This is a genomic window from Gymnodinialimonas phycosphaerae (genome assembly GCF_019195455.1).
In the GTDB taxonomy this organism is placed as follows: domain Bacteria; phylum Pseudomonadota; class Alphaproteobacteria; order Rhodobacterales; family Rhodobacteraceae; genus Gymnodinialimonas; species Gymnodinialimonas phycosphaerae.
This window is the reverse complement of record NZ_JAIMBW010000001.1, coordinates 1,526,354-1,550,647: the sequence shown is the minus strand read 5'-3', so window position 1 is coordinate 1,550,647 and position 24,294 is coordinate 1,526,354. Positions and strand designations below refer to the sequence as shown.

23 protein-coding genes are annotated in these 24,294 nt (G+C 64.0%); 19 read left to right on the top strand and 4 right to left on the bottom strand.

Features of this window, described 5'->3' with window-relative positions; translation table 11 throughout:
• The first annotated feature begins 119 nt into the window (after window positions 1-119).
• The 19 genes from KUL25_RS07575 to KUL25_RS07485 all read left to right on the top strand — a co-directional run bounded on the left by KUL25_RS07575 (window position 120) and on the right by KUL25_RS07485 (window position 19,276).
• Window positions 120-449, top strand: coding sequence for a hypothetical protein (locus KUL25_RS07575; RefSeq protein WP_257892392.1), 330 nt, complete (start codon window positions 120-122; stop codon window positions 447-449).
• A 211-nt stretch (window positions 450-660) separates the two neighbouring features.
• A complete protein-coding gene (locus KUL25_RS07570; protein ID WP_257892391.1) occupies window positions 661-1,197 on the top strand; it encodes a hypothetical protein in 537 nt (178 codons plus the stop codon).
• Between the two features lie 192 nt (window positions 1,198-1,389).
• Entirely contained in the window at window positions 1,390-2,556 is a 1,167-nt protein-coding gene (ftsW, locus tag KUL25_RS07565) for a putative lipid II flippase FtsW (RefSeq protein WP_257892390.1), read from the top strand.
• Window positions 2,557-2,560: 4 nt separating this feature from the next.
• Window positions 2,561-3,664, top strand: a complete 1,104-nt coding sequence (gene murG / locus KUL25_RS07560; protein ID WP_257892389.1) for an undecaprenyldiphospho-muramoylpentapeptide beta-N-acetylglucosaminyltransferase — start codon at window positions 2,561-2,563, stop codon at window positions 3,662-3,664.
• Between the two features lie 3 nt (window positions 3,665-3,667).
• On the top strand, window positions 3,668-5,092 hold the full coding sequence (murC, locus tag KUL25_RS07555) for a UDP-N-acetylmuramate--L-alanine ligase (protein WP_257892388.1): 1,425 nt from the start codon (window positions 3,668-3,670) through the stop codon (window positions 5,090-5,092).
• Between the two features lie 46 nt (window positions 5,093-5,138).
• Window positions 5,139-5,477: a hypothetical protein gene (locus KUL25_RS07550; protein WP_257892387.1), complete on the top strand. Its 339-nt coding sequence runs from the start codon at window positions 5,139-5,141 to the stop codon at window positions 5,475-5,477.
• Complete coding sequence (locus KUL25_RS07545; RefSeq protein ID WP_257892386.1) at window positions 5,474-5,716, top strand: DUF2484 family protein; 243 nt, start codon at window positions 5,474-5,476, stop codon at window positions 5,714-5,716. The genes KUL25_RS07550 and KUL25_RS07545 overlap by 4 nt, the downstream gene beginning before the upstream one ends.
• Window positions 5,716-5,985 carry a DUF2484 family protein gene (locus KUL25_RS07540; RefSeq protein ID WP_257892385.1) on the top strand — a complete coding sequence of 90 codons (270 nt, stop codon included), beginning with the start codon at window positions 5,716-5,718 and terminating at the stop codon, window positions 5,983-5,985. The genes KUL25_RS07545 and KUL25_RS07540 overlap by 1 nt, the downstream gene beginning before the upstream one ends.
• Window positions 5,982-6,260, top strand: coding sequence for a hypothetical protein (locus tag KUL25_RS07535; protein WP_257892384.1), 279 nt, complete (start codon window positions 5,982-5,984; stop codon window positions 6,258-6,260). The genes KUL25_RS07540 and KUL25_RS07535 overlap by 4 nt, the downstream gene beginning before the upstream one ends.
• Window positions 6,257-7,192, top strand: a complete 936-nt coding sequence (gene murB / locus KUL25_RS07530; RefSeq protein WP_257892383.1) for a UDP-N-acetylmuramate dehydrogenase — start codon at window positions 6,257-6,259, stop codon at window positions 7,190-7,192. The genes KUL25_RS07535 and murB overlap by 4 nt, the downstream gene beginning before the upstream one ends.
• A 117-nt stretch (window positions 7,193-7,309) precedes the next feature.
• Window positions 7,310-8,218 (top strand): D-alanine--D-alanine ligase, encoded by a 909-nt coding sequence (locus KUL25_RS07525; RefSeq protein WP_427854480.1) that lies wholly within the window; start codon window positions 7,310-7,312, stop codon window positions 8,216-8,218.
• Window positions 8,206-9,171, top strand: coding sequence for a cell division protein FtsQ/DivIB (locus KUL25_RS07520; RefSeq protein WP_257892381.1), 966 nt, complete (start codon window positions 8,206-8,208; stop codon window positions 9,169-9,171). The genes KUL25_RS07525 and KUL25_RS07520 overlap by 13 nt, the downstream gene beginning before the upstream one ends.
• The gene (gene ftsA / locus KUL25_RS07515; RefSeq protein ID WP_068362729.1) at window positions 9,168-10,496 is read left to right on the top strand and encodes a cell division protein FtsA; all 1,329 of its coding nucleotides are present in this window, start codon (window positions 9,168-9,170) and stop codon (window positions 10,494-10,496) included. Before KUL25_RS07520 ends, ftsA begins: the two co-directional genes overlap by 4 nt.
• Before the next feature lie 194 nt (window positions 10,497-10,690).
• Window positions 10,691-12,325 carry a cell division protein FtsZ gene (gene ftsZ / locus KUL25_RS07510; RefSeq protein ID WP_257892380.1) on the top strand — a complete coding sequence of 545 codons (1,635 nt, stop codon included), beginning with the start codon at window positions 10,691-10,693 and terminating at the stop codon, window positions 12,323-12,325.
• 292 nt (window positions 12,326-12,617) lie between these two features.
• Entirely contained in the window at window positions 12,618-13,535 is a 918-nt protein-coding gene (gene lpxC / locus KUL25_RS07505) for a UDP-3-O-acyl-N-acetylglucosamine deacetylase (RefSeq protein ID WP_257892379.1), read from the top strand.
• Between the two features lie 137 nt (window positions 13,536-13,672).
• On the top strand, window positions 13,673-14,572 hold the full coding sequence (locus KUL25_RS07500) for an outer membrane protein assembly factor BamD (protein ID WP_257892378.1): 900 nt from the start codon (window positions 13,673-13,675) through the stop codon (window positions 14,570-14,572).
• Between the two features lie 40 nt (window positions 14,573-14,612).
• Window positions 14,613-16,262 (top strand): DNA repair protein RecN, encoded by a 1,650-nt coding sequence (recN, locus tag KUL25_RS07495; protein WP_257892377.1) that lies wholly within the window; start codon window positions 14,613-14,615, stop codon window positions 16,260-16,262.
• Between the two features lie 250 nt (window positions 16,263-16,512).
• Window positions 16,513-18,144, top strand: coding sequence for a chloride channel protein (locus tag KUL25_RS07490; protein WP_201178836.1), 1,632 nt, complete (start codon window positions 16,513-16,515; stop codon window positions 18,142-18,144).
• Between the two features lie 64 nt (window positions 18,145-18,208).
• Window positions 18,209-19,276, top strand: a complete 1,068-nt coding sequence (locus tag KUL25_RS07485) for a hypothetical protein (RefSeq protein ID WP_257892376.1) — start codon at window positions 18,209-18,211, stop codon at window positions 19,274-19,276.
• A gap of 13 nt (window positions 19,277-19,289) precedes the next feature.
• Here KUL25_RS07485 and KUL25_RS07480 read toward each other — a convergent pair whose 3' ends face one another.
• From KUL25_RS07480 to KUL25_RS07465, 4 genes are all read right to left on the bottom strand, one after another.
• On the bottom strand, window positions 19,290-19,631 hold the full coding sequence (locus KUL25_RS07480; RefSeq protein WP_257892375.1) for a DUF427 domain-containing protein: 342 nt from the start codon (window positions 19,629-19,631) through the stop codon (window positions 19,290-19,292).
• Window positions 19,632-19,746: 115 nt separating this feature from the next.
• Window positions 19,747-21,558 (bottom strand): aminopeptidase P family protein, encoded by a 1,812-nt coding sequence (locus KUL25_RS07475; RefSeq protein ID WP_257892374.1) that lies wholly within the window; start codon window positions 21,556-21,558, stop codon window positions 19,747-19,749.
• 106 nt (window positions 21,559-21,664) lie between these two features.
• Complete coding sequence (cobT, locus tag KUL25_RS07470) at window positions 21,665-23,545, bottom strand: cobaltochelatase subunit CobT (RefSeq protein ID WP_257892373.1); 1,881 nt, start codon at window positions 23,543-23,545, stop codon at window positions 21,665-21,667.
• Window positions 23,546-23,605: 60 nt separating this feature from the next.
• A complete protein-coding gene (locus KUL25_RS07465; protein ID WP_257892372.1) occupies window positions 23,606-24,259 on the bottom strand; it encodes a hypothetical protein in 654 nt (217 codons plus the stop codon).
• Window positions 24,260-24,294: the final 35 nt, after the last annotated feature.

Here is a 24,294-nt window from a genome sequence, read left to right as displayed (position 1 = left end):
ATGGGGAGTCTCCCCCATGGGACCTCGCCCCTATTCGTGGTGTCCTGAGGTCATTCCGGGCGCCCCGTTCAAACTCATTTCAGCCCGGGTCCTTATTTCCCTCTCGAAAGGAGGCTTTGATGACCAAGACATTTTCCATTCTCACGCTGGCCCTCGCGCTGCCGCTTCTTGCCCCCACCGCCGCGCAGGCATGCTTTGCGGCGGACTGTCCGGGCTATGCCCTCACCGGGGTGATCGTGCCTGAGCATGTGCAAAACCTGCCCGCGCGGAGCGTGGGCCCCTGGTTGCCCGGTATTCTTGCAACGGTTGCGGTGCAAGCCGCTGGCGCGACTGACGATCCGGCCGCCCCCTTTCAAACCGGCATGGTCATCGCAGGTCCCGCCAACTTGGGCCTAGTCGCCCTGGGTCGCGATTGCTGCCGCCTCTTTCCGCTGGAGGTGGGGCGATGAAATCGTTTGTGCCGACTTTCGCCCTCGCGGCAATGGCCTTCAGCGGCCTTGCGGCCACGACGCCCTCGCCCGCCACAGCGCAATCGTCAGTCCTTTGGGCGATGCCTGGCAATACTGGCGCTCTGCCGGTGGTCGCACGCGAAGCGATGATCTTGCAGGTGTTGCCGGAAACGGGTGCCTGCATGATCCATCCCCTGTCCCCTCCCGCCCCTTGTCCCCGGGTGCGGCTGCCCATGGGTCGGTGCGCGATGTCCAGATCGACGGGTTCCATCGCGCAGGGCCACTGAGCATCGAGGTGGATCGCCTGACGTATGACTGGTCACAGCAGACGGCCTCGCATCCCTACACGCCCGCGTTCGAGTATACCGGAGAGGTCGCCTATGAGATCTGGATCCGAGAGGAATGGGGCCCGTGCGACAATGACGCCTGCACCATCCCCGAGCCTGCGCCCCTGCACCCGGCTTATGCGATCCCCCGTCCCGAGGAGGTCGCGCGTGATTACATCGAGGTCGAATTGATCAGCGATAAGGGCGTTTGTGCGTCCTTCGCGATGCCCGAGGGCCAGGTCTTCCCCTGCCACGAGGTGCGCTTGCCGGGGGGCGAGGTCATTGCGCTCGATATCGGCCCGCACGAACGGTTTCCAATCGGTTCCATGCTGTATTTTCAGCGCGTGACCCATGCGGCCCCGCATCCGCTGTTCGACCACGATCGCTACGACTTCTACGCGCACCGCAGACCCGGCGTGTAATCCGGCCCGACGCGGGACGGCGGAGCCAACGCGCGTTCGGGAATCCGTCCGGGGACGATTTTCGCGAAATTCTGTAGCCCTGACGCCCAATTCGCGTTACTCTGGACGGATAGACCCGGGATAACTCGGGCAGGGCAGTATCGCAGCGCTCACCAAGCACTTGGGCGTTGCACGAGGCAAGGCAGAAATTCCATGACGGAAATGGCGCATGGCACAGTCGTTGTGCACACGGGCGACGCGGTTATTCCGCGATGGTGGAGCACGATCGATCGCGTGACCTTGGGCTGCGTTTTCGCGCTGTTCGCGATCGGCATCCTTCTGGGGTTTGCGGCCTCTCCGCCCCTGGCGGTACGCAATGATCATGAGCCTTTCTACTACGTCATCCGGCAGGCCTTCTTCGGCGGCTTGGCCTTGAGCGTGATGGTGCTGGTGTCGATGATGACCCCGCTGGCCGTGCGGCGCTGGGGTGTGGTCGGGTTCTTTGCCGCCATAGCTGCGGTGGCCCTTCTGCCCATTTTCGGCACCGACTACGGCATGGGAGCCACGCGGTGGTATTCGCTTGGGTTCGCCTCGCTGCAACCTTCCGAGTTTCTGAAGCCCGTCTTCATCGTCTTCACCGCCTGGATGATGGCCGCCTCCCAAGAGGTCGCGGGCCCGCCGGGCAAGACGGTATCGCTGTTCGTGACCGTGATGATCGTGGGTTTCCTCGCGCTGCAACCGGACTTCGGGCAGGCGGCCCTGGTGATCTTCGCGTGGTCGGTGATCTACTTCGTGGCCGGTGCGCCGATGCTGATCCTTGCCCTGGTCATCGCGGCCGTGGGCCTTGTCGGCGTCTTCGCCTATTCTTCGTCCGAACACTTCCGCCGCCGCATCGATGGGTTCCTGTCCGATGAAGTCGGCGAGAACACGCAGCTTGGCTATGCCACTGATGCAATCCGCGAGGGCGGGCTGTTCGGCACGGGTCTTGGCGAAGGCTCGGTCAAATGGACGTTGCCCGATGCCCATACCGATTTCATCATCGCCGTCGCGGCCGAGGAATACGGCCTTGTCCTCGTCTTCGTGATCATCGCCCTCTACCTGACCATCGCGCTGCGCAGCTTCTCGCGCCTGATGAAAGAACGTGATCCCTTCGCCCGCCTCGCGGGTACGGGGCTTGTGTCGCTGCTGGCCCTGCAAGCCTTCATCAATATGGGCGTTGCAGGACGGCTTTTGCCCGCCAAGGGCATGACGTTGCCCTTCGTCAGCTACGGCGGGTCCAGTCTGATCGCGACGGGGATTGCAGTCGGCATGCTTCTGGTGTTCACCCGCACCCGCCCGCAGGGCGATATCGCCGATCACCTCTTGTCCCGTAACCGGTAGTCCCATGACGCAGCTACATCTCATCATCGCAGCAGGCGGCACGGGGGGGCACATGTTCCCGGCCCAGGCCCTGTCCGAGGCGATGTTGCGCAAGGGCTGGCGCGTGACGTTGTCGACGGACGCGCGCGGCGCGCGATATGTCGGCGGGTTCTCTCACGCGGTGGAGATCCGAGAGGTCTCCAGCGCAACCTTCACCCGTGGCGGCGTTCTGGCGAAACTGGCGGTGCCGCTGCGGATTTTCACCGGCGTGATGGCGGCGACCTTCGCGATGATGCGCGAAAGGCCCGACGTTGTCGTGGGCTTCGGCGGCTATCCGACGATCCCGGCCATGGCGGCGGCGCGCCTGACGGGGCGCCCCCGGATGCTGCATGAACAAAACGGCGTTCTGGGCCGGGTGAACCGGGTCTTTGCCAAGCACGTGGCCCATGTGGCCTGTGGGACCTGGCCCACCGATGTCCCCTTGGGGGCCGATGCCGTTCACACTGGCAACCCCGTGCGCGCGGCCATTGTCGAGCGGGCAGGTGCCCCCTACACGCCACCCGGCGATTGGCCGATGAGCTTGCTGGTCTTCGGCGGTAGCCAGGGCGCCCGCATTCTGTCCGATGTCGTACCCGCTGCCGTGGCACTGTTGCCCGAGGCCCTCCGCGACCAACTGCGCATCGCGCAGCAAGCCCGCGAAGAGGATGTGGAACGCGTGCGCGCAGCCTATGACGCCCTTGGCATGCGGGTGGAGGTCGCGACATTCCTGCACGACATGCCGCGCCGGTTGAGCGAGGCGCAGTTGGTCATCTGCCGCTCTGGCGCGTCCTCTGTCGCCGATATCAACGTCGTCGGCCGCCCCGCGATCTATGTGCCCTACGCCATGGCCGTGCGCGATGAGCAGACGGCGAACGCGCGCGGCCCGGTTGAGGCGGGCGCGGCCATCCTGATGCCCGAGACCCAGCTGACGCCCGAGGCGCTGGCCGACGCCGTCACCCGCATCCTGACCGAGCCCGAGACCGCGACGAAGATGTCCATCGCAGCCCTGTCGGTCGCGGTGCCGGACGCGACCGAGCGTCTTGTCGAACTGGTCGAGGACCTTGCCAATAATCCCGCGCCGAAAGGGTAGACCATGAATGCCGCTGTCACCAAACTGCCGACCCAACTTGGCTCCATCCATTTCGTGGGCATTGGCGGCATCGGTATGTCGGGCATCGCAGAGGTGCTGCTCAACCACGGGTATGATGTGCAGGGCAGTGATCTGAAATCCTCGCCCATTACCGAGCGTCTGAAGGAATTGGGCGCGCGGATATTCATTGGCCAGAAGGCGGAAAATCTTGAGGGCGCAGAGGTCATCGTGATTTCCTCCGCCATCAAGCCCGGCAATCCGGAGTTGGACGCCGCGCGCCTGCAAGGCCTTCCTGTCGTGCGTCGGGCGGAAATGCTGGCCGAGTTGATGCGGCTTCGGTCGAACATCGCCGTGGGTGGCACTCACGGCAAGACCACGACAACCACGATGGTCGCCACGCTTCTGGATCACGGTGGCGTGGATCCGACGGTGATCAACGGCGGCATCATCCACGCCTACGGCTCGAACGCGCGGGTGGGGCAGGGGGACTGGATGGTGGTGGAGGCCGACGAGAGCGACGGAACCTTTAACCGCCTTCCCGCCACGATCGCCATCGTCACCAACATCGACCCCGAGCATATGGAGCATTGGGGCAGCATCGAGAACCTGCGCCAGGGCTTCCTCGATTTCGTGTCCAACATTCCGTTCTACGGCCTCGCCGTGTGTTGCACCGATCATCCGGAAGTGCAGGCGCTGGTGGGCAAGATCACCGATCGCCGCGTGGTGACCTTCGGGTTCAACGCCCAGGCCGACGTGCGCGCGGTAAACCTGACCTACAAGGGCGGCGTGGCGTGTTTCGACATCGCGCTTCAGGCCGAGGATATCGTGATCGAGGGCTGCACTTTGCCGATGCCCGGTGATCACAACGTCTCCAATGCATTGGCTGCCGTCGCCGTGGCGCGGCACTTGGGGATGAAGGCCGATGAGATCCGCGACGCCTTGGCCGGGTTCAAGGGCGTCAACCGTCGGTTCACGCGTGTGGGCGAGGTCGGCGGGATTACTATCATCGACGATTACGGGCATCATCCGGTGGAGATTGCGGCCGTCCTGAAAGCCGCACGCCAGGCCAGTGAAGGCCGCGTCATCGCCGTGCATCAGCCGCACCGCTACTCGCGCCTGCATTCCCTGTTCGAAGATTTCTGTGCCTGTTTCAACAATGCCGATGTCGTCGCCATCGCCGAGGTCTATGCCGCCGGCGAGGACCCTATCGAGGGCGCATCCCGCGATGATCTGGTCGCCGGCATGATCCGCCACGGCCATCGCCACGCGCGAGCCATCCTCAACGAGGATGATCTGGAGCGTTTGGTCCGTGAACAGGCGCGACCCGGTGACATGGTGGTGTGTCTTGGAGCCGGTACGATCAGCGCCTGGGCCAATGGCTTGCCGAAACGTTTGGCAGATCTTGATAAGCAAAAGGCCACGGGATGAACCGCGCCCTCCATAAGGCTCACGCCCCCTATGAAGCATATGACCAATGAGCTGGTTGGTCACAGCAATCTGCGTGATCGTGCTTCCGGGGCTGGCTTCCCTCTTTCTGGTGCTGCGCTACGGTCCGTGGCCCGGGGTCGTCATCTTGTCGGCTTTGTTGGTTTGGGCGGCTGCCACCTACCTCGACGCAGAAGCATCTCGCAACATTCCGATCCAGCCCGAGATCTTTGGCGGCCAGACCATTGGGCACGCCCAGGTCGGCGGATTAGGCGGCTTCCTTTGGGCCGTCTTCGTGCTGGGGCCTGCAAGCTTGTGGGCCGCGCTGGCCTTGGCGGTCGGGTTTTTTGCGGGCCGAGGCAAGCTGCAAGGAAAGGCACAGCCATGAGTCTTGCCCTGACCCTTGCCTGCATCTGGGCCGTCGCCTCGGCCTTCGTCGCGATGATGCCGATGCGCTTCCAATGGCCGTTGGGCTTCCCGCTTTTGGTGGCGTCGATCCCCATGGTGGGTTTCGTCGGCTACACCCACGGCTGGATCTGGACGCTTGTCGTCCTGGCAGCCATTCTTTCGATGTTCCGCAACCCGTTGCGCTATTTCGCGCGGCGTATTCTTGGGAGGGCGACCTGATGCCAGTGTCCCTGATCCTTGCCTGCGTCTGGGCCTTGACGGCATGCCTTGCGGCCTTGGCCCCGCAGCGTTTCCATTGGCCCGCAGCTTGGGCCTTGATCGCCACCGGCATTCCCTTGCTGGGGGGGGTGACATACCAGATGGGTCCCTTCTGTGGGCTCGTTTTCCTGGCAGGAGGGGCGTCGGTTCTGCGGTGGCCGCTTTTGCGGGCCAGCCAGTACCTGCGCCGCGCCGTGGGTGGTCCCCAAGATGAAGACACGCGCCAATGACGCTGCTTCTGGGCTTTGCGGTCATCGGCGGCATCCTGGCGGGTTATGTCACGGCGCGCCTGGCCCCGCGATGGGCGCTTTGGGCATTGTGGGGCGGCTGCGCAATTATCGGCGGGGCGCTTGTCATCTGGTTTCTGGCCTTTGCCCCGAACGATGAAATCGGGCGCATAATCGTTCTTTACGGTGTCTTCGCGCCGTTTGCGGGCTGCTGTGTCGTTGCGGGCGTAATCGGGCTGGTCGTGCGCCGCACGATCGCCAAAGAGCCGCTTGCATGACCGCCTCGCTTCCCACCCCGCGCGGGCGGCTGACCCCGAACCGAGACCTCTCTGGCCTCACGTGGCTGCGCGTCGGCGGCCCGGCGGAGTGGCTGTTCCAGCCCGCCGATTCCGCTGACCTCTGCACGTTTCTGAAGGCACTTGATCCCGCCGTGCCTGTCTTTCCCATGGGCGTGGGATCGAACCTGATCGTGCGCGACGGCGGAATGCCGGGCGTCGTGATCAAACTGGGCCGTCCGTTCATGGATATCGCGGTCGACGGCCCCCTTGTGACCGCAGGCGCAGCCGCACTGGACGCCCGCGTCGCACGCGAAGCAGCGGATGCAGGTGTCGATCTGACGTTCCTGCGCACGATCCCCGGCTCACTCGGGGGGGCGTTGAAGATGAATGCGGGCTGCTATGGGTCATATGTCGCCGATCATTTTGTGTCCGCCACAGCCGTGTTGCGCGACGGCACGCCTGTCACGCTGACCAAAGACGACATCACCTTCGCCTACCGCCAGACCGATATCTCGGACGGCGCCGTCATCACCTCGGTCACGCTGACGGGGCCGCGCGGCGACAGCGCTATCTTGCACACGCGGATGGAAGAGCAGTTGGCCAAACGTGATGCAACCCAACCCACAAGGGCCCTGACGGCCGGATCGACCTTCCGCAACCCGGCAGGGTTTTCCTCTACCGGTGAGGCCTCCGACACCCACGAGTTGAAAGCCTGGAAGGTGATCGATGAGGCCGGGATGCGCGGCGCTACGCGGGGCGGGGCGGAAATGTCGACGATGCATTCCAACTTCCTCGTCAACAAGGGTGGCGCAACTGCCGCAGATCTGGAGGGATTGGGAGAGGAAGTGAGAAAAAGGGTTTTCCAAACCCAGGGCATAGATTTAGTGTGGGAAATCATGCGGGTCGGTGTGCCCGATGGGACTAACAAATAAAGCAAGGCCCGCCAACGTGCGGGACAATCGATCCGGCAGGCAACGTATCAGTCGGACAATGTGAGGACGTAGTCGGTGGCAGGGTTGAGCAGCCTTCCATCTCGTGTCGTCGTCTTGATGGGTGGCCCCTCTGCGGAACGCGAGGTGTCGCTGAGCACCGGCAAAGGGTGCGCCGAGGCGTTACGCGGTGAGGGATTTGACGTAATAGAAGTGGATCCGGGCGAAACACACGCCGGGGCGGAGCTTTGCGCGCGTCTGGCCGCGATTAATCCCGACGTCGTCTTCAATGCCCTCCATGGCCGCTGGGGCGAGGACGGCTGCGTTCAGGGCCTTCTGGAATGGATGCGCCTTCCGTACACACACTCTGGTGTTTTGGCCTCCAGCCTTGCGATGGACAAGGCGCGGGCCAAAGACACCTTCCGCGCCCATGGCCTGCCCGTCGTGGACAGCATCATCGCCCGTAAGCAAGACGTCTGCTCGGCCCACGTCATGGCGACACCCTACGTGGTGAAACCCAATAATGAGGGCTCTTCCGTCGGCGTCTACCTGGTCAACGAAGCCGCCAACGGACCGCCACAGCTTGGCCCTGAGATGCCCGATGAGGTGATGGTGGAAACCTTCGCGCCAGGGCGCGAGCTGACGACCTCTGTTCTGGGCGACAAGCCCGGTGATCCCGGCGCGCTGACGGTGACGGATATTCTGACGGATGGCTGGTACGACTATGATGCGAAGTACAAGCCCGGCGGATCGCGTCACGTGGTGCCCGCCGAACTCCCGCAAGAGATTTGGGATGCCTGCATGGACATGGCCCTGCGTGCGCACACGGCGCTGGGGTGCCGGGGGGTGAGCCGCACCGATTTTCGCTGGGACGAAAGCCGCGGCCTTGAGGGTTTGATCATTCTGGAAACTAACACCCAGCCCGGCATGACGCCCACCTCGCTGACGCCCGAACAGGCGCAAGCGGTGGGCATGTCCTTCGGCCAATTGTGCCGTTGGTTGGTGGAGGACGCTTCATGCAACAGATGACCCCCGACGCACCGCACCTACAGATCCAGCGCACCTCCGTGCGGTCCATCATTCCGCGCCGCGCGGCGCCCGCGCCTGCCACGCCCCATGATCCCGCGCCCTCCAAACTCAGCTACCGCGTCACGCGCCTGTGGCTGACGCCGATCTTCCGCAAGGCCCTGCGCATCGGCATCCCGCTGTTCGCCTTGTTTGCCGCTGTTGCGTGGTATCTCTCGGACGAGACCCGTATTGCGGGCCTGTTTGAGGCCGCCTACGAGATCCGCCGCGAGGTCGAGAACCGGCCCGAGTTCCGCGTCAACGTCCTGGGCATCGACGGGGCGTCCGAAGATGTGACCGAAGAGGTCCGCGCGGCCCTGGCCCTTGATCTGCCGATTTCCTCGTTTGATCTGGACCTGGATGCGTTGCGCGGCCGTCTTGAGGCATTGCCACCCGTGCGCGCCGCCGACCTGCGCATTCAGTCCGGCGGCTATCTGGCAGTTCGCATCGATGAACGTGTTCCTGCTGCCCTTTGGCTTACCCATGAAGGCCTCAGCATCGTGGACGAAGAGGGGCACTTCGTGGCCGGGTTCGGCACACGCGAACTTGACGCCCCGCTGCCTCTTCTGGGCGGGGAGGGGGCCAATCTTGTCGTCCCCGAGGCCCTGGACTTGATTGAGGCGGCTGAAATTCTCGGCGACCGCGTCCACGGCCTTGTGCGCATGGGCGAGCGGCGCTGGGACGTCGTTCTGACCAATGGCACCCGCATCCTGCTGCCCGAGGCTGGCGCCCCGGCCGCGCTGGACCGGGTGTTGGCGCTTCACGATGTGGGCGAGATCCTGTCGCGCGATGTGACAGCAGTTGATTTACGCAACCCCGGTCGGCTGACCGTGCGGTTGACGGATGAAGCAATAGACGAGCTGCAGCGCATGCGTGCACTGGCAGCGGAACGATCTGACGAGGACCAGCGCGGATGACTCTGCTCTACCAAACCCAACGGGCCATGCGGGCCAAACGAACGGAAGCCATGCGGCGCGGCGTGATTGCCGTATTGGACATCGGCACCTTCAAGGTCGCGTGCCTGGTGCTGAAATTCGACGGCACCGAGCCCGAGGATGACGGCATCGGCGCGATGGCGGGGCAATCGTCCTTCCGGGTCATCGGAGCGGCCACGACGCGGTCTCGCGGGGTGAAATTCGGTGAGATCGACGCCGTGCAGGAAACCGAGCGGGCCATCCGCACCGCTGTGCAGGCCGCACAAAAGATGGCCAATGCCCGCGTCGACCATGTGATCGTGTCACTTTCGGGCGCGCGTCCGCGCAGCTATGGATTGACCGGAGAGGTCGAATTGCAAACCGGCGCGGTGGAAGACCACGACATCGGCCGGGTTCTGTCGGTCTGCGATATGCCCGATATCGGTGCCTCGCGGGAAGTTCTGCACGCGCAACCCGTCAACTTCTCGCTCGATAATCGCACCGGTCTGTCGGACCCGCGCGGCCACGTCGGCAACCGCCTGTCGTGCGACATGCATCTGCTGACGGTGGATGGCCACGCGATTGAAACGCTGCTGCATTGCGTCAAGCGCTGTGATCTGGAATTGGCCGGCGTGGCAAGCGCGCCTTACGTCGCCGCCATGTCGTCACTGGTGGAAGACGAACAAGAGCTTGGCGCGGCCTGTATCGATCTGGGGGCAGGGGCCACGTCACTCTCTATCTTCATGAAGAAACACATGATCTTTGCCGATACCGTCCGTATGGGCGGCGCCCATATCACGCGCGATATCAGCCAGGGCCTGCACATCCCCGTCGACAAGGCCGAGCGGATCAAGACCAAGTTTGGCGGCCTCATGGCCACGGGGCTTGATGATCGTGAGATCATCGAGTTGGACAGCGATACGGGCGATTGGCACCACGACCGCCGTACCGTGTCGCGCGCCGAGTTGATTGGCGTTATGCGGCCGCGCGTCGAGGAGATCCTGGAGGACGTCCGCGCGCGTCTTGATGCGGCGGGGTTCGAGCATCTGCCCTCCCAGCGCATCGTTCTGACTGGTGGTGGTAGCCAGATCCCTGGCCTTGACGCGCTGGCCTCTCGCATCCTCGGCAATCAGGTGCGCCTCGGGCGGCCCATGCGCGTCGCGGGCCTGCCGCAGTCGGCCTATGGCTCGGCCTTCTCGGCTTGCGTTGGCCTCGCGCTGTTCGCGGCCAGCCCTCAGGACGAGTGGTGGGACTTCGATCTACCCGCCGACCGGCTGCCCGCAAGGTCAGTCCGGCGGGCGGTAAAATGGTTCCGTGACAACTGGTGACCCCCGCATATGGGGTGCTGGCGCTAAATCTCCGATAAATTCGCCACAAAACGGCCACATTTCGCGCATCGGGCGTATTTTCTGCGTGACGACGCGGGGGAAGCCCGATACGTTCGTGTCTAATAAATGAGGCCAATTCGGCAATTCCGACCAGAAGATCGGGGGCCAGGACTAGAAACAGGCGGACAGTATCCATGACTCTGAATCTTACCATGACCGACGCTCAACCCGAGCTGAAACCCCGTATCACCGTGTTCGGTGTCGGCGGCGCAGGCGGCAACGCCGTGAATAACATGATCGACCAGCAGCTTGATGGCTGTGAGTTCGTCGTGGCCAACACCGACGCCCAAGCGTTGCAGCAATCGACGGCCCACGCGCGCATCCAGATGGGGCAGCGCGTCACGGAAGGCCTTGGCGCAGGCGCCCGACCTCAGATCGGCGCGTCGGCTGCCGAGGAAAGCATCGAGGAGATCGTCGATCACCTCGCAGGCGCGCACATGGCGTTCATTACAGCTGGTATGGGCGGCGGCACCGGCACCGGTGCAGCCCCGATCATCGCGCAGGCGGCCCGCGAATTGGGTGTTCTGACGGTTGGCGTAGTGACCAAGCCGTTCCAGTTCGAGGGCTCCAAGCGGATGCGTCAGGCCGACGAGGGTATCGAAGCCCTGCAAAAGGTCGTCGACACGCTGATCATCATCCCCAACCAGAACCTGTTCCGGTTGGCGAATGAGAAAACTACCTTCACCGAAGCCTTCGCCATGGCTGACGACGTGCTTTATCAAGGCGTTAAGGGTGTGACCGACCTGATGGTCCGCCCGGGCCTGATCAACCTCGATTTTGCCGACGTGCGCGCCGTGATGAACGAGATGGGCAAAGCCATGATGGGCACTGGCGAGGCAGACGGCGACAACCGCGCGCTGCAGGCCGCGGAAAAGGCCATCGCCAACCCGCTTCTTGATGAGATCAGCCTGCGCGGTGCGCGCGGTGTCCTGATCAACATCACCGGTGGCTATGATCTTACCTTGTTCGAGTTGGACGAAGCGGCCAACCGTATCCGCGAAGAAGTGGATCCGGAGGCGAACATCATCGTCGGCTCGACCCTCGACACCGCGATGGAAGGCCAGATGCGCGTCAGCGTCGTGGCCACGGGCATCGATGTGGCAGAGCGTCAGGGCGATGTCCCGATGCCGTCGCGCCAGTTCTACGCGACCGGTTCGGCCCTTCCCGTAGCCGAGGCCGCGGTAGAACCGACGCCCGAGCCGGAGCAAGCGGAAAGTGAGCCCGAGGTAGCCGCCGCCCCCGAGCCGTCCTTGTTCTCAAGCTTCGACGCCGGTTCCGAAGAGCCCGCTCAAGAGGCGTTGGTAGAAGATGACGTGCCCGCACCGGCCTATCAGCCTGCCGCTGCGCCGGCACACGCCGCAGCAGCGCCGTACAAACCGTCGCCGGTTGCCATGGTCGCTGAAAGGCAGGACGCCTACGTCGCCCCAAAACCGGCCGCAGGCGGATCACCAACGCCCGAGGCGCTGGCCCGTTTGCGTGCGGCCATCCAACGCGATGTGCCCCGCGCTCCGCAAGCAGCCTCCGCTGCCCCCAAGCCGCAAGGTGGCCTGATGGCCGAGCAGCCGCAAAAGCGGGGCTTCGGCATCAACTCGCTGATTAATCGGATGACAGGCTCTGCCGAGGATGGTGCAGCACCGGTGGAGCGCCGTCAGCCCACCATGGCCGCCCCGACACCCGCGCCCCAGAACCATGGGGCCGATGATGGTATGGTGGACCCCGATCAGGAGCGGATCGAAATCCCCGCGTTTCTGCGGCGCCAAGCGAACTGAACGCGGTCACATTGTGACAGGAAAGACCGGCCTCGCGCCGGTCTTTTTTGTATTAAAAATAGGTATTTAGCGGGTTATCCACAGTGTGTCGGCAAGAATTCGCCCAGACCACCATCCTTTGTTGCAGGGCGTCATAAAGCTTGAGTTGCCCCTGGCCCCCCGCCCCGATACCCCCATATGCAGCGGAGACCGCGTTTCACTCCTCGTGGAACACAAGGGGCCGCATCCCGGCAGAGCACCCTCACGCAATGGGTGTCGCGGGAAATGGCGGGACAGGAAAGCAGGCGATCTGATGCAGGCAACACTTCGAAAGACAGCGACATTTACGGGCGTTGGCCTTCACACGGGGCGACTGACCCGCGTCAGCATCCTTCCGCAAGCCGCCAACGTGGGCATCTGGTTCCGCCGTACTGACCTTGACGATGCGTCGATGATCCCGGCCCGCTACGATCTGGTTCCCCAAAGCCGTCTGTGCACCAAGCTGGTCGCCGAAGACGGGACCGAGGTTTCCACCGTTGAACACATTATGGCCGCGCTTGTCGGCTCTGGCATCCATAATGCTTTGATCGAGGTGGATGGGCCGGAACTCCCCATTCTTGATGGCTCTGCCGCGCCCTTTGTGCGCGCGATCCTCGATGCGGGCATCCAGCGCCAGGCCGCTCCGATCCACGCGTTGGAGGTCCTCAAGACGGTCCGTGCCGAGGATGGCGCCGCTTGGGCCGAGTTGAGCCCGTCGACCAGCCTCGAAATGGATTACACCATCGACTTCGATGACAAGGCCATCGGCTATCAGCGCCGGATCGCCAACCTTGCAAACGGCCGTTTCGTGCGCGAGCTGTGTGACAGCCGTACGTTCTGCCGCCGCGCCGATGTGGAAATGATGCATCAAGCAGGCCTTGCCCTTGGCGGCACCTATGACAATGCCGTCGTCGTCGACGGCGACGATGTCCTCAGCCCCGGTGGCTTCCGCCACGCTGATGAGGCCGTGCGCCATAAGATGTTGGACGCATTGGGCGATCTGGCCTTGGCAGGCGCGCCGATCCTGGGTTGCTACACCGGTTTCCGCGCAGGACACATGGTCACCAACCAATTGCTGCGTACCTTGTTCGCCACCCCCGGCGCCGTGCGCTTGGTGGAATGCACCGCAGACCAGGCCTCGGCCTTGCCCGGTGTCGGTGTCAAAACGGCAGATCTTGCGTATGTCGCCTAACGTGGCCACATGATCACGATCCTGTCTTGGTGTCGCTTCCGGTCGGTTGAGGGATTTTGCCCGCAAAAGGAATGTGCTAGAGCACGGGAAAGCTGGTTCGGTTTCGGGCCTGATGTTCTGATTCTGAGGCTATTTCCATGACCACCAACCGTTTTCGACTTTCCGGTGCGGCCCTTGGGCTGACACTCGTTCTGGCGGGATGTGGTGGCGGAGGCGGCAATGGTCTGCTGGGAACGGGTCTGTTCAGCGGCAATGGAGGCGGCTTCTTTGCGGCACGCAACGCCAGCGTTCCGTTGGAAGAACTGGACGCCGAGACGATCTACCAACAAGCTGAATTCCAACTGGAAAATGGCCGCCCCGATGACGCTGCCGAGCTATTCATCGAAGTCGAACGCTTGCACCCCTATTCCACTTGGGCCGAGCGCGCCCTGATTATGGCGGCCTTCGCCTACCATGCGGATGGCGACTACGAGGCCGCGCGCGTCGCGGCCCAACGCTACCTTGATTTCTACCCCGGCAATGAAGACGCGGCCTATGCACAGTATCTTCTGGCACTGTCCTATTATGACCAGATCGACCAGGTCGGCCGGGATCAGGGCGTCACCTATCAGGCGCTACAAGCGCTCCGCGTGGTGATCGAGCGCTATCCCGACAGCGAATACACCCAGGATGCGATCCTGCGCTTCGACCTCGCCTTCGACCATCTGGCGGGCAAGGAAATGGAAGTGGGACGCTTCTACCTGCGCCGCGAGCACTATACCTCGGCGATCAACCGCTTCCGCGTTGTGGTCGAACAGTTCCAGACCACGTCCCACACCCCCGAGGCGCTTTTGCGCCTTGTGGAGGCTTATCTAGCCCTTGGCCTGACCGATGAGGCACAGACCGCTGGTGCGATTCTCGGCTACAACTTCCAGTCCTCGCCGTTCTACGACGACGCCTATCGTCAGCTGACGGGGCAGGGGCTTTCGCTTGAAGCCGCCGGAGAGAACTGGCTGCGCGAAGTGTGGCAGCAGACGGTGCGTGGCGACTGGCTGTAAGGCTCTTGACCGTGCGGCACGCTTAGGCAACACACGATCTATGCTGCGTCACCTGGATATCCGCGACATGTTGATTATTGACCGGCTGGAGCTCGCCTTCCAGCCTGGTCTCAACGTGTTGACTGGCGAAACGGGGGCGGGAAAATCCATTTTGCTGGATAGTCTGGGCTTCGTGCTGGGATGGCGCGGGCGCGCTGATCTGGTTCGCACCGGCGCGGTGCAGGGCGAAGTCGTGGCCGAGTTCGATCTGCCCGATGGCCACCCTGCCTTGGCGGTATTGCAGGAGGCCGGGCTTCCGGCCACGGACGAGTTGATCCTGCGGCGCATCAATACGCCCGAAGGTCGCAAGACGGCGTGGGTCAACGACCGCCGCGTCAGCGGCGAGGTCCTGCGCGCTCTGTCCGATGTGTTGGTAGAGCTACACGGTCAACAGGATGATAAAGGTCTGTTGGATCCCAAAAACCACCGCGAAATGCTGGATGAGTTCGGCGGTTTGCATCGGCTGCGCGCCGACGTTGCGACCGCGTGGACGACAAAGAGGACGGCTGCCAAGGCGCTTTCGGTGGCGGAGCAGCGGTTGGCCGCGATGCGGGAAGAGGAAGACTTTCTTCGCCACGCGGTGGCGGAGTTGACCAAGCTTGCCCCCGAGCCCGGCGAAGAGGCAGAGCTGGACGCAAAGCGCCGGCTGATGCAGGCAGCTGAAAAGATGCGTGAAGATTTGGCGCAGGCGATTGCCGCATTGGGCGTGAACGGCGCCGAAGGCGCCATGAGCGACGCGAGCCGCTGGCTCGACGGGGTTGTGGAACACGCGGAGGGGCGGCTGGAGCTGCCCATGGCCGCGCTGGAACGCGCCCTCGTGGAACTGGGCGAGGCGCAAGCCGGGATCGCCAGTTTTGCGGAACGGCTGGAGTTCGACCCCTCGGAATTGGAAATGGCCGAAGAGCGGCTTTTTGCCCTTCGGGGCCTTGCGCGCAAGCATAACGTGCTGGCCGATGATCTGGCCGGGCTTGCCGAGACGCTTGGGGATCGGCTGGCCGCCCTCGATGGGGGAGAGGCGGAAATCGCGGGTCTGATGCGCGCGCGCGATGCCGCGAATGCTACCTATGCGGAGGCCGCCGAGAAACTGACGGCGGCGCGTGCGACAGCCGCGCTGAAGCTCGACAAGGCCATGGGGGCGGAACTGGCGCCGTTGAAGATGGACCGCGCCGTTTTCGAGACCCGCCGGGACGAGGCACCTGCCGGACCAGACGGCACCGACACGATCACCTTCACGGTGGCCACGAACCCCGGCGCGCCCTCTGGGCCGCTCAACCGCATCGCGTCGGGCGGCGAGCTGTCGCGCTTCTTGCTGGCGCTGAAAGTGTGCCTGACCTCTGGTCAGACCGGTCTGACGATGATTTTCGACGAGATCGACCGGGGCGTGGGCGGCGCCACCGCAGACGCGGTGGGGCGGCGTCTGGCAGCGCTGGCAGAGGGCGGTCAGGTGCTGGTCGTCACCCACTCCCCCCAGGTCGCGGCCTTGGGCGCGCACCATTGGCGGGTGGCGAAATCGGTGGAAAAGGGCGTGACCTTCAGCCGGGTTGATCCCCTGTCGGACGCTGAGCGGGTCGACGAGGTCGCGCGAATGGTGGCGGGCGATACGATCACCGAGGCGGCGCGCGACGCGGCAAGGGAATTGCTGAAGCGCTAAGGGCGAGGTCGCCAGACCGGGTCCGCTTGATCCATTCACACGGAAACACTGAATTGCAAGGTGTCAGGCTTTTCAAAGCCTTGGGCTTTGTCTACCGTTTCGGCCAATTCCTGAATGCAAGGGAGACGGCCGCGCGGTGCTGCCCCTTGCAGGCCGACGGCCACCCTTCCGCGCCAGAAAGCGAGCCCCTCCCGTGGCAGATGATGCGCGTGGTTTGATCCAGAAGCAGGCCCGTCGGGCCGTGATAGGGCTGCGCGGGATCTGGTCGCTCTTGCTGGAAAAAGGGCCGAGCCAATTCCAATTCTGGCTGATCGCGCTTTTCATCGGGATTGCGGCGGGCTTCACGGCGTTGGGGTTTCGCAAAGGTGTCAGTTGGTTGCAGGAAACGCTTTACGGCGTCGACGACGTGCGGATGCTGCATTCATTCGCCGAAAGTCTGCCGTGGTGGATGATCCTGATCATCCCCGTGGGGGGCGGCCTGATCGTGGGTGCGATCTTGCATAAGTTTACCCCCGACGGGCGCGTGCGGTCTGTGGCCGATGTGATTGAGGGGGCGGCGATCAACGAGGGCCGGGTGGAGGGCCGCGCGGGCCTTGCCTCTGCCGTGGCGTCTTTGATCACGCTGGGATCGGGGGGCTCGACAGGCCGAGAGGGGCCGGTGGTTCACCTCGCGGCAGTGATCTCGTCCAAGATATCGCGCTGGATCAACGCCGATGGCATCACGGGCCGCGACCTGTTGGGCTGCGCGGTCGCGGCTGCCGTCTCGGCCAGCTTCAACGCGCCGATCGCGGGTGCCATCTTTGCGCTGGAAGTCGTGTTGCGGCACTTTGCCGTCCACGCTTTTGCCCCCATCGTCATCGCCAGTGCGGCGGGCACCGTGATCAACCGGCTGGAGTTCGGCGACGTCACCGAATTCGCGCTATCCGGCGACGGCATGCTGCGTTTCTACGTCGAGCTTCCGGCCTTCCTGATCCTCGGGATTCTCTGCGGTTTTGTCGCTGTCCTCTTCATGCGCGGCACCTTTTGGGCCGAGGACCTGGGCACCGCCGTGCAACAGCGCATCAAGCTGCCGCGCTACCTGCGCCCGGCGGTGGCGGGGCTGATCCTGGGGGGCATGGCGATCTGGTTCCCGCATATCATTGGGGTTGGCTACGAGACCACCTCGGCTGCGCTGACCGGAGAATTGCTGTTATGGGAGGCGATCGTCTTTGCCATCCTCAAGGCCATTGCCGCCGCGGTGACCATTGCCGGGCGTATGGGGGGCGGTGTGTTTTCCCCGTCGTTGATGATCGGGGCGATCACGGGCCTTGCGTTCGGATTGGTGGCGACGGGGATTTTCCCCGACGTCTCGGGCTCCGAGACGCTTTATGCGCTGGCAGGCATGGGGGCGGTGGCGGCGGCGGTGCTTGGTGCACCGATCTCCACGACCCTGATCGTGTTCGAGTTGACGGGGGATTGGCAGACGGGTCTTGCCGTGATGGTGGCGATTTCGATGTCGACCGCGATCTCGTCGAAACTGGTCCATCGCAGCTTCTTCCTGACCCAGCTGGAGCGCCGCAATATCCACCTTGCCGCCGGGCCACAGGCCTACCTTTTGGCGATGTTCCGCGTGGGCCGGGTGATGCGGCCTATGACCCACGAGAACTCGGCCCCGCAGGAACGCCTGTTGACGCTGATCGAACAGGGGATCTTCACCGATACCAATGCCACGCTGGAGCGCGCTTTGCCGATTTTTGAGCGTACGGGTCTTGATTTCGTGCCGGTCGTGCAATTGTCGCCCACGGGCGGGGCACCGGCCCTTGAGGGCGCGCTATTCCACGTGGACGCGTTGAAGGCCTACAACAAGGCTTTGGCGGCGACGGCGGCGGAAGAACATAGTTAGGCACCTCTTGGGAAACTGAGTTTTTTCTTTGTCGAATGTCACGCGACGCGGCATGATTGCGTCTATGATACAACGGATTCTCCTCGCCCTAAGCGTGCTGGCGCTTAGCACCCAGATCACCCAGGCTCAAGGGGCGGCGGGACGGCTGCAAAGCGTCCTTTCCGGCGTCCCGCAATTGGTGTTCGAGGGGGGCGAGGGCCCGATCATCGCGGGCTATGGCAATGGCGACGCGGTGCGCTGGATCGCCGTGCGCGGGGCACAGGCCGGGCGCAATCCGAATACACCCAACCGCTTTGCGGCCCTGCGCTCGGCCGCGTCGCTTCAACGTGCGGTGATCGAAGGCACATCAGATGCCGAGATCCGCGCGGCTGTGGGTCTGACCGCGCTGGATTGGGTCGAGACCTGGGAGGTCGCCCAAGGGGCGATCCGCGTGGGGGCGATGGACATCTTTCCCGATAGCGAAATGCGTCTGCGCGGGGCCCTGTTTTCCAACGGGATGACGGAAGATCAGCGCGGTGGCGCGCCGGTGATGTGGGGGGGCGAGGCGGACTATGCGGCCGACCCCGCCCGCGTGGACCCGGCCAATCCGTTCGGCGGGGATACGGGCCTGCCGTTGCGGATGGCGTTCCTTGGGGATCGGGCAATTTGGGCCACGGGATGGGCGGCGCTTGACGCCGTGCGTGCCCCGTCGGGGGCCAATCTGGCGTCTCGCCCGGATGCGCAGACGCTTCTTGGTGGCTTGCGCCGGGTCGGCAACCTAGGCGGTGTCGTCTCGGTCCGCTGTTGGCTGCGCAATGGCGGCGCGTTGCCGATCTCTGGCGCCGAAACCACCCCGGTGGAGGCCCTGGCCCTTGCCGATTTCGCCAACCGAGAGACGGAAGGCGCGGCCCTCGTCCTTGCCCTTGCTGAGGGCGTGGACGCCGACGCGGTTGCCGTCCGCCTGCGCGATGCCTGGCCCATCCTAAGCGAGCTGCCATCGCCCGCCACGCCTGAAATCACCTCGGGCGGTGGCTCCATCACGGTGACGATGCAAAGCGATTGGGGTGAGGACGCCGCGGCCACGAATGCCGCCTATGACCTATTCCTGAACGTGCTGGAGGGCGGTAGGCTTGGCTTCTTGCTGAACCGCTAAGTCTTTCGCCTGCCTACAGTTTCTCGACAGCGACCCGGTCGCTGTAGAAAGCGATGTACCCGGCGATGGCGTTGAGGCTCTCGGTCGGTTCTTCATAGCTCCACGCCGCATCCACCGCGTCCCCGTCTGGGCCGGAGACAGTGAAATAGGTGGCCGTTCCCTTGTACGGACAGCGCGTGGTCGAGGGGGTTAGCTCCAGAAAGCTCATGCCGATATCGCTGCGGGGGAAGTAGATCACTGGGGCCGAGGTGCCTTCGGTCAGTTCCAAAGCGTCCGAGCTTTCGCCCAGAACAGCGCCGCTGGCGCGGACCACCCACGTGCCGGATGCTTTGCGGATCGAGATATGATCAGCCATGAGTAACCCCCTGTTATTTGTGTATAGAAGCTATGTATCCCGCGCCGGGGTCCCGGCACAAGGTGTGTCAGATTTACATGACAATGGTCTGACAATGGTTTGACAGCGGGCGCGGTCAGAGCGGTGCGCAGGCCTGTGCCAACCACGTTGCCGTGGCCTCAAGACCTTGGGCGTTCAGCAGCGGCGCGATCTTGTCCAGTACCTGTGCATGGTAGCGGTTGAGCCAGTCCCGCTCTGCCGGGCTCAACATCGCGGCATCGATCAGGCGGCGGTCGATCGGGGCGAAGGTCAGGGTCTCGAACGCCAGCATCTGGCGGTGTGGATCTGCACCCTCGGGGGCCTCGACGACATGAACCAGGTTCTCGATCCGGATGCCAAACGCGCCTTCTCGGTAGTAGCCGGGTTCGTTGGACAGGATCATGCCCGGCTCCAGCGGGATCTTGCTCCGTCGCGACAGGCCTTGGGGACCCTCGTGCACGCTCAGGTAGACGCCAACGCCATGGCCGGTCCCATGGTCATAGTCACGCCCCGTGGCCCAAAGCGGCGCGCGCGCTAGCGCATCGAGATGCATCCCGGCGACGCCCTTGGGGAAAGGTGCGCGGTGGACGGCGATCATGCCTTGCAGGACCAGCGTGAAGCAGGTGCGGGCTTCAAGACCGGGATCGCCCACAGGCAGGGTGCGGGTGATATCTGTGGTGCCATCCTCGTACTGGCCGCCGCTGTCGATCAGGAACAGCTGGCCGGGCAGGACGGGTGCGTTGGTCTCTTCGGTGACGCGGTAGTGCACGATTGCACCGTTTGCGCCTGCACCCGCGATGGTATCGAAGGAGATATCCTTCAGAGCGCCGGTTTCGGCCCGAAAGGCTTCAAGCTGCCTGGCGACATCGATCTCGGTCAGGGTGCCGCCGGGGGCTGTTTCGTCGAACCAATGCAGGAACCGCGCCATGGCCACACCATCGCGCAGGTGGGCCCGCGTCGTGGCGACGATCTCAGAACCGGTCTTGCGCGCCTTGGGCAGGACCGTGGGGTCGCGCTCCGGTGCGATGTCGACGCCTGCGTTCCGCAGAATATCGGCGATCGCTTGCGGCGCGGTGGCCTGATCGAGGCGCACCGTGCCCATCAGGCCCGCGAGGGCGGCGGTGAAGCTCGCGGGGTCAGCGGTGCGCACATCCGGGCCAAGATGGGTCATCAGCTCTGGGTCGAGGCGGCTGTCATCAAGGAACAGAAGTACATGGCCGTCGTCGTAAAGGATCGCATTGGCCTGCACGACGGGGATGCGCGGAATGTCGGATCCACGGATGTTCAACAGCCAGCAAATCCCGTCAGGTTGGGTCAGCACCGCCGCCCCGTGCCCGGCGGACCGTAGCGCCTCGGCGCATTCGCTGCGTTTTTGGGCTGCGCTTTGGCCTGCGATGGCTTCGGAGAAGATCTCCACCGGGGCGGCAGGCGGTCCCGGTCGGTCGGTCCAGATCGCGTCGACGAGGTTTCGGCTGGCCACAAGCGTTACACCTGATCCCTTCAGCGCGCCTTCAAGGGCCGTGACCTCATCCACAGTATGCAGCCAAGGGTCGAACCCCACGCTGCCGCCTTCGGGAAGCTTCTCGATCAACCAGTCTTCAAGGCGGGTCTCGGGCCAATCCACCGGTGTGAATACTTCCGCCACCTGGGCCTTCACCTGCACTCGGTAACGCCCGTCCACGAACACGCCCGCCACGTCGGGCAATACGGCGGCAAACCCGGCAGAGCCGGTGAAGCCCGTCAGCCACGCCAGCCTCGCGTCGCAGTCGGCGACGTATTCTCCCTGGTGCGCGTCAGCGCGGGGCACCAGGAACCCATCCAGACCTTCGCCCGCCAGGTGCGCGCGTAGGTCAGCCAAACGTCCGACGCCGTCCTGAGGTCGCGTGCTTGCCGTAAAGCTCTGAAACATCGCCGTTTTCTCCCCGCCGCGCAGCGGCAACCATGTGAGCCCGCCGCGAAGCGGCAACCACGCCAGTGTGCGAAGCGCAATAGCGTCCCCACAGCCCGACGGGCCGCTACCCCGCGCGCTTGATGCCCATCACCCGGGCGCGCGCCCGGGGATCCGTGTCAAAGAGCGAGGCCAATTGTTCGGTGATCGCACCGGCCAATTGCTCGGCATCGGTGATCGTCACCGCGCGCTCGTAGTAGCGCGTCACGTCATGGCCGATGCCGATCGCCAGCAGTTCCACCGCGCGCCGCTTCTCGACCATGGCGATCACATCGCGCAGGTGTTTTTCAAGGTAATTGGCCGGGTTCACCGACAGCGTGCTGTCATCCACCGGCGCCCCGTCCGAAATCACCATCAGGATCTTGCGTGCCTCGGGCCGGTTCACCATTCGCCGGTGCGCCCATTCCAGCGCCTCGCCGTCGATGTTCTCCTTCAACAGGCCTTCTTTCATCATCAGGCCAAGGTTGTCGCGCACCCGTCGCCACGGCGCATCCGCTGACTTGTAGATGATATGGCGCAGGTCATTCAGGCGCCCGGGCTGTTGCGGGCGGCCTTGGCCCAACCATTCTTCCCGCGCACGCCCGCCCTTCCAGGCCCGCGTGGTGAAGCCCAGAATCTCCACCTTCACGCCGCACCGCTCCAGCGTCCGCGCCAGAACATCGGCACAAATCGCCGCGATCGAGATCGGTCGACCGCGCATGGAGCCGGAGTTATCCAGCAAAAGCGTCACTACCGTGTCGCGGAATTCCGTGTCGTGTTCGACCTTGAACGACAGCGGCGTCGTCGGGTTGGCGACCACACGCGCCAGGCGGCCCGCGTCCAAGATGCCCTCTTCGCGGTCAAATTCCCAACTGCGGTTCTGTTGCGCCTGCAAGCGGCGCTGCAATTTGTTGGCCAAGCGCGATACGGCCCCTTTCAAGGGGTCCAACTGCTGATCCAGATAGGCGCGCAGCCGTTCCAGCTCTTGCGGCTCGGCCAGTTCCTCGGCTGCGATTTCCTCGTCGTTCTCGGTCGAGAACACGATGTAATCGGGGTCCGCGTCCGAGTGCGGCATCGGCGGCAGAGGTTCCTGTGGCGCTTCACCGTCGGGCAGTTCCTGCTCCTCGGCTTCCTCCATGTCGCCGTTTTCATCCATCTCGACCTGAGCCTGAGAGGCGTCTTGCTGCTCTTCCTGCGACTGCTCTGGAGAGGCCTCTGCCTCTTCATCGTCGTTGTCGTCTTCGCCGGTGCTGTCGGGCGCGTCGTCTTCGCTGTCTTCGCCCGCGTCGTCCTCGGCCTCGTCGTCCATGTCGTCGGGATCGTCGCCCAATTGATCGCCGTAGCCCAGATCATCGATCAACTGCCGCGCAAACTTCGCGAAAGCGGTCTGGTTGGAAAGAACATCGCCAAGATTTTCCAGCGTGGTGTCGCAGCGGTCCTCGATGAACCCGCGCCAAAGCTCCATCACGTTGGCGGCCTCGGGCGGCAGATCGCGGCCGGTAGCAAGGTGGCGGATCAGGTAGCCCGCCGCCGTCGACAGCGGCGCGTCCGAGGCATCGCGGATCTCGCCATAGCCCTTGCGACGCGCCTCATTGCCGATTTTCGCATCGATGTTGCCGGCCGTGCCCGGCATGTCGCGGGCGCCCATCGCCTCACACCGCGCGCCTTCCATGGCGTCCATCAGGTCGCGCGCCATGGCCCCATGCGGCGCATACCGGGCGGCGGTGCCCTGGTCGTGGTATTTGTGGCGCAGCGCCAGCGAATCCGCCGTGCCACGGGCCAACAGGACCTCTTCGCGGGTCATCCGACGGCTGACCTGCGGCAAACGCACCGAGTCGCCCGCCAGCCCCGGCGGGTCCACGGTGTAGGTCACGGCCAGATCAGGATCATCCGCCATCACCCGCGTCGCATCGGCCAAAGCCTTCTTGAACGGGTCGGCGGGGTTATCGGAAGGATTGAACTTGCTCATCCCCGATAAATGGACCGAGAGGGGGGAGAGGGCAAGAGCCAGCCTGCGATCATACCGCGATTACGGCGCCACCGCCCACCAGGCATCCAGCGCGTCCGCGCAGGGAACGGGCAGGGGGCTGGTCCAGGTCCAGTCGCTCAGCGCTATGGGCGCGGGGGGGATCGTGCCGCTGTCCGACACGTCATAGACGGTCTCTCCGCTTCCCGGATCCGGGCGATCAGCCGAAATGGCCCACGCGCCCGTCATGAAGTCAACATCGCAATTGAATCCGCCCCCTGTCGCGCGATCATAGGTGCTGTGGCCCCGTTCGGAGACAATGAACATACCGTCAATGAAATCGATCGTGAGCGATTGCGTCCAGGGCGACCGACCGATGGCGATCTGTTCTTCCAGAACCTGCACCGATCCATCGTCTGCAAGCGACAGTGAGGGCGCTTGACCGAACCACGGACCGTTGAAGGCGATGTTACGAGCGATGCCGAGGATCTCTTGCGGCGCTTGGGCGCGTCTGTCGGAGAAGATGATCAGATCTGCTGTATCGGGCTCGGACTCCGAGGTGAGAAGCACGAAGGTTTCACACCCGTTACGTGCTTCAATCATGTCGACGCAGAGCATATCGATCACGCGGGGCAGAACGGCGGCCTCTGCCTCCGTTTGCGCGATGGCGCGAGACGCGCAGAGCAGGCAGAGCAGTGGCACGATGACAAGACGCATTGAAATATCCTTGAACCAAAGGCTCAAGGATCACC

Bases quoted from the DNA above. Each gene is read 5' to 3' on its own strand.
- KUL25_RS07575 (WP_257892392.1), top strand. From the start codon at position 120: ATGACCAAGACATTTTCCATTCTCACGCTGGCCCTCGCGCTGCCGCTT.
- ftsW (WP_257892390.1), top strand. From the start codon at position 1,390: ATGACGGAAATGGCGCATGGCACAGTCGTTGTGCACACGGGCGACGCG.
- murG (WP_257892389.1), top strand. From the start codon at position 2,561: ATGACGCAGCTACATCTCATCATCGCAGCAGGCGGCACGGGGGGGCAC.
- murC (WP_257892388.1), top strand. From the start codon at position 3,668: ATGAATGCCGCTGTCACCAAACTGCCGACCCAACTTGGCTCCATCCAT.
- KUL25_RS07550 (WP_257892387.1), top strand. From the start codon at position 5,139: ATGAGCTGGTTGGTCACAGCAATCTGCGTGATCGTGCTTCCGGGGCTG.
- KUL25_RS07545 (WP_257892386.1), top strand. From the start codon at position 5,474: ATGAGTCTTGCCCTGACCCTTGCCTGCATCTGGGCCGTCGCCTCGGCC.
- KUL25_RS07540 (WP_257892385.1), top strand. From the start codon at position 5,716: ATGCCAGTGTCCCTGATCCTTGCCTGCGTCTGGGCCTTGACGGCATGC.
- KUL25_RS07535 (WP_257892384.1), top strand. From the start codon at position 5,982: ATGACGCTGCTTCTGGGCTTTGCGGTCATCGGCGGCATCCTGGCGGGT.
- murB (WP_257892383.1), top strand. From the start codon at position 6,257: ATGACCGCCTCGCTTCCCACCCCGCGCGGGCGGCTGACCCCGAACCGA.
- KUL25_RS07525 (WP_427854480.1), top strand. From the start codon at position 7,310: ATGGGTGGCCCCTCTGCGGAACGCGAGGTGTCGCTGAGCACCGGCAAA.
- KUL25_RS07520 (WP_257892381.1), top strand. From the start codon at position 8,206: ATGCAACAGATGACCCCCGACGCACCGCACCTACAGATCCAGCGCACC.
- ftsA (WP_068362729.1), top strand. From the start codon at position 9,168: ATGACTCTGCTCTACCAAACCCAACGGGCCATGCGGGCCAAACGAACG.
- ftsZ (WP_257892380.1), top strand. From the start codon at position 10,691: ATGACTCTGAATCTTACCATGACCGACGCTCAACCCGAGCTGAAACCC.
- lpxC (WP_257892379.1), top strand. From the start codon at position 12,618: ATGCAGGCAACACTTCGAAAGACAGCGACATTTACGGGCGTTGGCCTT.
- KUL25_RS07500 (WP_257892378.1), top strand. From the start codon at position 13,673: ATGACCACCAACCGTTTTCGACTTTCCGGTGCGGCCCTTGGGCTGACA.
- recN (WP_257892377.1), top strand. From the start codon at position 14,613: ATGCTGCGTCACCTGGATATCCGCGACATGTTGATTATTGACCGGCTG.
- KUL25_RS07485 (WP_257892376.1), top strand. From the start codon at position 18,209: ATGATACAACGGATTCTCCTCGCCCTAAGCGTGCTGGCGCTTAGCACC.
- KUL25_RS07480 (WP_257892375.1), bottom strand. From the start codon at position 19,631: ATGGCTGATCATATCTCGATCCGCAAAGCATCCGGCACGTGGGTGGTC.
- KUL25_RS07475 (WP_257892374.1), bottom strand. From the start codon at position 21,558: ATGTTTCAGAGCTTTACGGCAAGCACGCGACCTCAGGACGGCGTCGGA.
- cobT (WP_257892373.1), bottom strand. From the start codon at position 23,545: ATGAGCAAGTTCAATCCTTCCGATAACCCCGCCGACCCGTTCAAGAAG.
- KUL25_RS07465 (WP_257892372.1), bottom strand. From the start codon at position 24,259: ATGCGTCTTGTCATCGTGCCACTGCTCTGCCTGCTCTGCGCGTCTCGC.